This is a genomic window from Neisseria wadsworthii 9715 (assembly GCF_000227765.1).
Classification (GTDB): domain Bacteria; phylum Pseudomonadota; class Gammaproteobacteria; order Burkholderiales; family Neisseriaceae; genus Neisseria; species Neisseria wadsworthii.
In genome coordinates this window covers 92,992-101,921 of record NZ_JH165159.1, presented here as the reverse complement: position 1 = coordinate 101,921, position 8,930 = coordinate 92,992, and the positions used below count along the sequence as shown (strand labels likewise).

The window sequence follows — 8,930 nt, the reverse complement described above, 5'->3', positions numbered from 1 at the left end:
ATAGTCGGATACAGGTATCCGACCTACAACCCAAGCCTGATCATAACAGTAAGCGTTTGCAATGATAAAAATGCCTGTCTGAATATTTTCAGACAGGCATTTTGTTGTGTTGTAGCAAATAAACTTATTTTTTGTCATGCTCGGGCTTGACCCGAGCATCTCCTAAAATTACTGGAACTTGAGATATTCGGGTCACTTCTGAGTATGACGGCGTACTATTTTTAAGTTTATTTGTGATACAAACCATCAGTGCCTGATGGCTTTATCTGCAATATCCGTGCGGAACTGCATGCCGTCGAACGAGATGTGTTCAAGCGCTTGGTAGGCTTTGGCTTTGGCTTCGGCCACGTCGTTGCCCAAGCCGACTACGCATAACACGCGGCCGCCGTTGGTGAGGATTTCGCCGCCGTTGCCTTGGATGGTGCCGGCGTGGAACACTTTGCCGATGGCGTTAGCTTCATCCAAGCCGGAAATAGCGTCGCCTTTTTTCGGGCTTTCGGGGTAGTTTTGCGCGGCCAGCACCACGCCCACTGCGGTTTGCGGGCTCCATTCCGCTTCAACGCCGTCCAGTTTACGCTCAAGTGCGGCTTCGATTAAATCGACAAAATCGCTGTTGAGGCGGCTCATAATCGGTTGGGTTTCGGGGTCGCCGAAGCGGCAGTTGAACTCGATGGTGTAGGGCGCGCCGGTTTCGTCTATCATCAGGCCGGCGTAGAGGAAGCCGGTAAATTCGTTGCCGTCGGCTTTCATGCCGCGCACGGTGGGCAGGATGATTTCGTTCATCACGCTCGCATACACGGCATCGGTTACTACGGGCGCGGGGCTGTATGCGCCCATGCCGCCGGTGTTGGGGCCTTGATCGTTGTTTAACAGGCGCTTATGGTCTTGGCTGGTGGCCATCGGCAACACATGTTCTCCGTCAACCATCACGATAAAGCTGGCTTCTTCGCCTTGCAGGAAATCTTCAATTACCACGCGCGCGCCGGCGTTGCCCATTTTGTTGCCGAGCAGCATATCGTCGATGGCGGCGTGCGCTTCGTCCAAAGTCATCGCCACAATCACGCCTTTGCCTGCGGCCAGACCGTCGGCTTTAATCACAATCGGCGCGCCTTTTCGGTTTACATACTCATGCGCCTGTTCGGCTTGCTCGAAGGTTTGGTATTGCGCGGTGGGAATGCCGTGTTTTTTCATAAAGGCTTTGGCAAAGTCTTTCGAGCTTTCCAGTTGCGCGGCAGCGCGGGTGGGGCCGAACACGGGCAGGCCGGCGGCGCGGAAGTCGTCCACAATGCCGGCGGCCAGCGGCGCTTCGGGGCCGACCACGGTAAAGGCAATATGTTCGGCTTGGCAAAACGCGATTAAATCTTGATGCGCAGTTTTGTCGAGATTCTGCAATTTAGGCTCTTGCGCCGTGCCCGCGTTACCCGGGGCGACAAAAACGGTTTCCACTTTGGGCGATTGCGCCAGCTTCCAGGCCAGCGCATGTTCGCGCCCGCCGCTGCCGATAACGAGAAGTTTCATAGCTTTCCTTTGCGGTAAGGTTTCAGACAGGCATTATAGCGGATTTCGCGATATGCCTGTCTGAAAGCCCGCCGCTGCCGGAGGCATTTTATTCTTCTTTTTTATTATGCATTTTCTTAGCTAACTTAAGCATAGTTATCCTGGCTGTAAGCGATATCAGCGTGAAGCCTGCGCTAAGCAGCGCTGAGTTTAAGAAGCTGTATCCCGATGCAAAATAAAACATAAGAAACAACGCTATCAATACAATCGCAAACATTATTTGCTCGCCGGGTTTGAGTATGCTTTCTTTTGTATTCATATAAGCTCCAAAATAACATTTGATATTTAATCTGTTAAACAACCGGGCAAATGGAATGTTCCACATTTGCCCGGCTGGTTTTCAAAAATTTTCATTTAATATGTTTAAGGCCAATCTGCTTCAGCTCTATTAAGTTGAACCCTTTACCTGTGCGGAAGCCGCCAAACTATTAAGCAAAACATACACAACGAGGCCGTCTGAAACCGTCAAACCAGTTTCAGACGGCCTCAAAAGCGCGTACAATCACGCTATTTTTCCTATTGCATTTCAACGCCATGATTTACCCCAAAATCTATGATGTCATCGTGGTCGGCGGCGGGCACGCCGGCACCGAAGCCGCCCTTGCCGCCGCGCGCATGGGCGCGCAAACGCTGCTGCTCACACACAATATCGAAACCCTCGGCCAAATGTCGTGCAATCCGTCTATCGGCGGCATCGGCAAAGGCCACCTCGTGCGCGAACTCGACGCGCTCGGCGGTGCCATGGCGTTGGCTACCGATATGTCGGGCATCCAATTCCGCCGTCTGAACGCCAGCAAAGGTGCCGCCGTGCGCGCCACCCGCGCGCAGGCCGACCGCATTCTTTACAAAGCTGCCATCCGCGAAATGCTGGAAAACCAGCCTAATCTCGAGATTTTCCAGCAGGCGGTGGAAGACATCACCGTAGAAGGCGACCACGTTTCCGGCGTGATGACTGCCATGGGTGTCGAATTCAAAGCCCGCAGCGTCGTGCTCACCGCCGGCACTTTTCTGGCCGGAAAAATCCACATCGGCTTGGAAAACTATGCCGGCGGACGCGCAGGCGACCCCGCCGCACAAGGCTTGTCAGGCCGTCTGAAAGAACTGGCGCTGCCCGTCGCCCGCCTCAAAACCGGCACTCCGCCGCGCATCGACGGGCGCACCATCGACTTCTCCAAACTCACCGAGCAGCCCGGCGACACCCCCGTGCCCGTATTTTCCGTGCGCGGCAGCGCCGCCCTGCACCCGCGCCAAGTGTCGTGCTGGATTACCCACACCAACCAGCAAACCCACGATATCATCCGCTCCGGTTTCGACCGCAGCCCCATGTTTACCGGCAAAATCGAAGGTGTCGGCCCGCGCTACTGCCCCTCGATTGAAGACAAAATCAACCGCTTTGCCGACAAAGACAGCCATCAAATCTTCTTAGAACCCGAAGGCCTGACCACCAACGAATACTATCCGAACGGCATCTCCACCAGCTTGCCGTTCGACATCCAGTTCGCCCTCGTGCGCTCCATGAAAGGCTTGGAAAACGCCCACATTCTGCGCCCCGGTTACGCCATCGAATACGACTATTTCGACCCGCGCAACCTCAAAGCCAGCCTCGAAACCAAAACCATCAACGGCCTGTTTTTCGCCGGACAAATCAACGGCACCACCGGCTACGAAGAAGCCGCCGCACAAGGCCTGCTGGCAGGCGCGAATGCCGTGCAATACATCCGCGAACAAGAGCCGCTCACCCTGCGCCGCGAACAAGCCTACCTCGGCGTGTTGGTGGACGACTTAATCACCAAAGGCGTAAACGAGCCTTACCGCATGTTCACCAGCCGCGCCGAATACCGCCTGCAATTGCGGGAAGACAACGCCGATATGCGCCTCACCGAAGCCGGCTACAAAATCGGCCTCGTTACCGAGCAGCAGTGGCAGCAGTTCGACCAAAAACGCGAGCAAATCGAGCGCGAAATCCAACGCCTGCGCAGCACATGGTACACCCCCGCCAAACTGCCTGAGAGCGAACAAGAACGCGTGTTCGGCCAAAAACTTTCCCGCGAAGCCAGCCTGCACGACCTTCTGCGCCGCCCCAATATCGACTACGCCTCGCTGATGACTTTGGAAGGCGCACAGCCCGAACAATGCCTGTCTGAAAACGTGATCGAGCAGGTGGAAATCCAAGTGAAATATCAGGGCTATATCGAACGCCAAAACGAAGAAATCGAAGGCCGCCGCGATATCGAAACCCTGAAACTGCCGTCTGAAATCGATTACAGCAAAGTCAAAGGCTTGTCGGCGGAAGTGCAGCAGAAACTCAACCTCAACCGCCCCGAAACCGTAGGCCAAGCCTCGCGCATTTCCGGCGTAACCCCCGCCGCCGTCGCCTTGCTGATGGTGCATTTGAAGCGCGGGTTTAAGGATGCAAAGTAAAGTTAGCTTGAATTAAACGATGCCGTCTGAAATAAGCGGGCTACTGTGAATTCCTTTTGCAGAGGCTTCAGCTATTTCAGACGGCCTTTTTATGGAACAAAGGAGAACGAATTGGAACCAAAAACATTTGAATCGAGGGATGAATTCAACCGCAAACCTATTGCGCAAAACATTATTAGCCTGTTGTCTTCCGATATCGATATTTCACCGATGGTAATTGACGGTGGCTGGGGAACGGGTAAAACCGAATTTTGCCAAAAACTGATTGCTTTAATGAAACAGGAGCACCCTGATTATCAATTGATTTATGTGGATGCTTTCCGTTCCGACCATAGCGGCGAGCCATTATTGGCTTTGTTGGCACAGATTATTAAAGACTGCACACCTGAAGACCAAGCAAACGGTGAGCCATCGCCAAAACGTAAGGAGCTGACAAGAAAGTTTGCTAAGGGTGCAGGATTTGCATTCAAAACGGTTGCTAAAGCTGCGGCGGGGCATCTTTTAAAACAAAGTGTGGAAAACTTGGCAGCAGGGTGGCAGCAGGCTGTCGGCAATGAAACTGATTCAGATAAAGTAGCGGAGACCGTATCGGATACTATGGTTAAGCTATCCGATGAAGCCATTGATTCCACCGTAGAGATTTTATTAAAAGAGCAGATTGAAGCAGAGAAGAATTTAGAAACTTTAAGACAATGCCTGTCTGAATTTGCTAATGAAAAGCCCATCATTTTATTTGTTGATGAATTAGACCGCTGCCGCCCCGATTATGCGGTAGAAATGTTGGAAACCATCAAACATGTGTTTGATGTGGCCAATGTGCAAGTGGTTTTGGTAACGAATACCCAGCAGTTACGGGCTGCCATTAATCATCGATATGGTTTGGCAGTGGATTCGCAAAGATATTTGGATAAGTTTTTAAAATACAGTTTTACTTTGCCGGAAAAATCTTTAGACCAACATGACGAAAAGAATCAGGTTTTGGCATCTGTGAAATACTTTACCCGATTGGTACAGGCAAGCAGTATTCTTAATACGGGATTAAATCATCCCTCAAGTGGGGAAGTGATTTCTTTTGCAACATCCTTGGTTGGAAGGAACGCGTTATCGCTTCGTGAAGTGGAAACTTTTGTCCGTTATTTGGAAATTTACCATCGGTTAAGCAGAGGGTTAGCTTCTGATGCTATTACAGGTTATCAATTCTTAAGGATTACCGGCGTATTTTTATTTTGCTTCAAGCCGGATATAAAAGAATCACTGATTAGAGATAAAGCTGATGGCAGACAGATTGCTGAGCAGGTACTTGGTTTTGTGCCTGGTTCTAGCATTGACTGGCACGATATTTCCTCTTGCATAGACATTATTGCTCATAATTTATCTTATCATCCGTTAATTAATAAAGGTGATAAGGAGTGGGAAATGTGGATGAACCACATGTTTAGTGGAACAGCGAATATTCCAGAAAATATGTTTAACCTTGTTAAAGAAGCCATCAGATATTTGCAGCTCAGCAAAATAGAAAGCTGAAAGAAGAAAACCCGGTTTTAATAATTTCATTCACTAATATTGTATGGATAATTATATAAAAATGCCTGTCTGTAAAATTTTTCAGACAGGCATTTTTATTTCGATACAAACTATTTCCTTACTATTACCGTTCCCGCCATTTTGTCATGCCAACCTTGCTTGCGTTTATCAAAAGCTACCCAGATCAGGCCTAAGAACAAAGGCAGAATGGCGATAAAATAGCCTATGTAGCGGATAATGGATTGGCGTAAATCAATATCCTCGCCTGTTTTTGCATCCACTACTTTCAAAGCCAACAGCATTTTTCCAGGCGTGGCGGCAAACTTGTTCCAGAAAAACAGAGTAAAGATGGCGGGAAAAATGTGATTTAGGAAGGTATCCCAGAAACCAAACGAATATCGTATTTCGTCGCTCACGGCAAAATAAGCGTCACCATAAATCAGATACATTAAAGGTAGGATCACGATCATTAAAATGATGGTATCAATAATCACAGCAACCGTACGAATCCAAAAACCTGCATAGTTCATTTAACTTTCCTCCTGAAATTGGTTGGCTTTTTTCATTATCAAATCAATCGTTTCTTTGAGTCAACAAGGCATTTAAAAAAACAAAACCAATCTTGTATTACAAATATACAAACACACCGTAAAGAACAAAACCAAATAAAAAATAATTAATAAATATAATCAAAATAGCACTTTGTTAAAAACATTTTAAATATTTTAAAATTTTCAATTATTTAGTTATTTTGTTTAAAGTTAATTAATTTGCGTAAAGATAATTACTTGCCCAATCAAAATATCCCCAAAATGTCTGCCTGAAAACAAGCTGCACGAGTTTCTGCGAAGCTCAAACTTTCAGACAGGCATTCCTGTTTGCCACAATGAAAGCCGCCTAAATTTAGATCAGGCGGCTTGTTTAATGTTGATGGCTTAGTGGCCATACCGTTATGCTCGGATTTGACCCGAATATCTCGCATTGCGTTAATGTTAGGAGATACCCGGGTCAAGCCCGAGTATGATGGATGTTATTTTTCAGGTAATCCTCAAAATAAAGCCGTGATAATTAAAAATGGTCATGCGGCTGCACGGCTTCTACCGCTCCGGTTTTTGCGTTGACTTTCACATATTGTTTTTGGCCCTTGTTTACGGTTTCCACTTTGTAAAACACTTCGCCGGCCTTGTGTTTCAGGTCGGCTTCTTTGGCGTGGCCGCCGGTTTTAGCCAAAGCGGCTGTAACGGCTTGTTTGAGGGAAACGGCAGGTTGTGCGGCGGATTGGTTGTAATGGGGGGTGGTTTTTTCAGCCAGGATGTTGCCGTTGGCGGCGTCTATTTTGATTTCGTGTTTTTGGCCGTTGGCGATGATGTCGACTTCGTAGTAGCTGCTGATGTTTTTGTGCTCGAAGTTCACTTCTTCGGCATAGCCTTTTACTTTTTTGGATGCGATATCAATGGCTTGCTGAGCGGAAATTTTGCTTTGCGCCAAAGCGGCGTGTTTGGGTGAAACATATGCGTCGGCTGCTACGGCGCCGGTGGAAGCGGTGGCAAGAATTAGGGCGGTGGCTACGGCCAGTTTTTTTGTTGTGTTAAACATTGATTTATTCCTTTCACGTTTTTCATGCCGCTATATTGCAGGCTGATATTTAGTGGGAAATTAGGGATAATGTTAATTTTTTGTAATGTATGATAGTTAAACCACTTACATAGTAACAGTGCCGTCATACTCGAGCTTGACCCCAGTATAACGAGTGTACTATTTTTCAATTGATGCACTATAGCGAATGCCTGTCTGAAAGGAATGATTTTCAGACAGGCATTTCGATAAATAGTGCTTTATTTTTTGTCTTCTTCTATAAAGCCTTCAAACTTGCGGTCGATTTCGGGCACGTTGTTGACTTCTTTCATCGCGTCGCTCACGGTTTGGGTGATCGGGTTGATGCCGCTTTGTTCGCGCACGATTTCTTTCTGCCGCTCGGTTAGCGGCTCGTGCACTTCGGTGGCTTCTTCTTCGCGCCGGCGCTCGGCTTCTTCAAAGCTTTCATAGGGTTGTGGTTTGATTTTGCTCAGATCCACATCGTCTTTTTTAAACAGGCTCATGGTAAAGCTCCTCTTGGTTGTGGAATGAATACCATACAGCATTTTATGTATATTGGCTATCGTATGCCTGTCTGAAATGCTGTTCAGACAGGCATTGTGTTTTACAAGCGTTTTGGCTTTATGTTTTAATCGTTTGAAATTAAACCGCTGTTTAGGAGCCGCATGATCATGATTTCCGTTGCCGATATGGCTGCCGCCGTGCGCCGCCGCAACCCTTTGGTTCACAACATTACCAACTATGTCGCTGCGCCTTTTCAGGCCAATGCTTTGAGCGCGGTGGGGGCGTCGCCGATTATGGCCGACGCGGTTGAAGAAGCGGCAGAAATGACCGGCCTTGCCGATGCGCTGGTTATCAACCTCGGCACACTCAACCGATACACCATTGCCGCCATGCAGCTTTCCATGCAGGCTGCGGCAGACAAAGGCATTCCGGTGGTGTTCGACCCCGTAGGCGTGGGGGCGACGGCGTTTCGCCGAGAAACCGCGCTATCGCTGCTGGCGCAATATCCGGTAAACATCATTCGCGCCAATGCCGGAGAAATCGCCGAGCTTATCGGCGTGGCGCATCAAAACAAAGGCATTGATGCGGGCAGTGCGCCCAAGCAGGCGCTGGAGCTTGCCCGTCAGGCTGCCGAACGCTACCGCTGCACCATCGCCATGACCGGCGCTACCGACTACATTACCAATGGCACCGAAACCTACGCCTGCCGCAACGGCCACCCGATGATGGCGGCATTGGTGGGTACGGGCTGCACATCTTCATCCGTTACGGCTGCTTTTGCTGCTACTCATCCCGAAAACTTGACTGCCGCTGCGGCCGCCGCGCTTGCATATTACGGTTTGTGCGGCCAAACTACTGCCGCTGCCGCACGCGGCCCGGGCAGTTTACAAGCCGAATTGCTGGATGCTTTATATACCTTGCCCGAATCGGCTATCCGGCAAGGCTGCCTGCTGGAAGCTTTATCGTAAGCTTTATATAACTATAACCTGTCATGCTCGGGGATAGCCCGAGCATCTTGCAATATTACCGAACATCAAGATACTCGGGTCAAGCCCGAGTATGACGGTAAGCTTACACTGTAAGCGGTTGAACTATTATGAAGTTTGCAAATGCCTGTCTGAAAAATAAATCTTTTTCAGACAGGCATTTGCAAGCATCCGTGCTTTATGTTTTAATCGGCCTTAAGAAACAGGGGTGCTGCCCGAATAAGGCGGCTGAGAGTTACCCTTTTACCCGAACAAGATAATACTTGCGTGGGGAGTTTTCAGCGAAGCTGCTTTTCAGACAGGCATAAATCAAACCAATGCCTACCTGAAAACCCAACACAC

At 49.0% G+C, this 8,930-nt stretch carries 8 protein-coding genes and 1 riboswitch; of the genes, 3 read left to right on the top strand and 5 right to left on the bottom strand.

Annotated elements, in window-relative coordinates:
- Nucleotides 1-246: 246 nt before the first annotated feature.
- Nucleotides 247-1,518, bottom strand: a complete 1,272-nt coding sequence (gene purD / locus HMPREF9370_RS00435) for a phosphoribosylamine--glycine ligase (RefSeq protein WP_009115249.1) — start codon at nt 1,516-1,518, stop codon at nt 247-249.
- Between the two features lie 88 nt (nt 1,519-1,606).
- A complete protein-coding gene (locus tag HMPREF9370_RS00430; RefSeq protein ID WP_156792944.1) occupies nt 1,607-1,816 on the bottom strand; it encodes a hypothetical protein in 210 nt (69 codons plus the stop codon).
- A gap of 275 nt (nt 1,817-2,091) precedes the next feature.
- Here HMPREF9370_RS00430 and mnmG point away from each other — a divergent pair, with 275 nt between their 5' ends.
- Nucleotides 2,092-3,978, top strand: coding sequence for a tRNA uridine-5-carboxymethylaminomethyl(34) synthesis enzyme MnmG (gene mnmG, locus HMPREF9370_RS00425; RefSeq protein WP_040666716.1), 1,887 nt, complete (start codon nt 2,092-2,094; stop codon nt 3,976-3,978).
- A 111-nt stretch (nt 3,979-4,089) separates the two neighbouring features.
- Nucleotides 4,090-5,502: a KAP family P-loop NTPase fold protein gene (locus tag HMPREF9370_RS00420; RefSeq protein WP_156792943.1), complete on the top strand. Its 1,413-nt coding sequence runs from the start codon at nt 4,090-4,092 to the stop codon at nt 5,500-5,502.
- 110 nt (nt 5,503-5,612) lie between these two features.
- Here the strand turns inward: HMPREF9370_RS00420 and HMPREF9370_RS00415 are convergent, their stop codons facing one another.
- The 3 genes from HMPREF9370_RS00415 to HMPREF9370_RS00405 form a co-directional block, all read right to left on the bottom strand.
- Nucleotides 5,613-6,032 carry an RDD family protein gene (locus HMPREF9370_RS00415; RefSeq protein ID WP_009115244.1) on the bottom strand — a complete coding sequence of 140 codons (420 nt, stop codon included), beginning with the start codon at nt 6,030-6,032 and terminating at the stop codon, nt 5,613-5,615.
- A gap of 538 nt (nt 6,033-6,570) precedes the next feature.
- On the bottom strand, nt 6,571-7,098 hold the full coding sequence (locus tag HMPREF9370_RS00410) for a PepSY domain-containing protein (protein WP_009115242.1): 528 nt from the start codon (nt 7,096-7,098) through the stop codon (nt 6,571-6,573).
- A 239-nt stretch (nt 7,099-7,337) separates the two neighbouring features.
- Nucleotides 7,338-7,601 carry a hypothetical protein gene (locus HMPREF9370_RS00405; protein WP_040666715.1) on the bottom strand — a complete coding sequence of 88 codons (264 nt, stop codon included), beginning with the start codon at nt 7,599-7,601 and terminating at the stop codon, nt 7,338-7,340.
- Between the two features lie 162 nt (nt 7,602-7,763).
- On the opposite strand from HMPREF9370_RS00405, the gene thiM reads away from it, so the two are divergent.
- Nucleotides 7,764-8,570, top strand: a complete 807-nt coding sequence (thiM, locus tag HMPREF9370_RS00400; RefSeq protein ID WP_009115240.1) for a hydroxyethylthiazole kinase — start codon at nt 7,764-7,766, stop codon at nt 8,568-8,570.
- A 212-nt stretch (nt 8,571-8,782) separates the two neighbouring features.
- Nucleotides 8,783-8,879, top strand: a riboswitch (TPP riboswitch).
- Nucleotides 8,880-8,930: the final 51 nt, after the last annotated feature.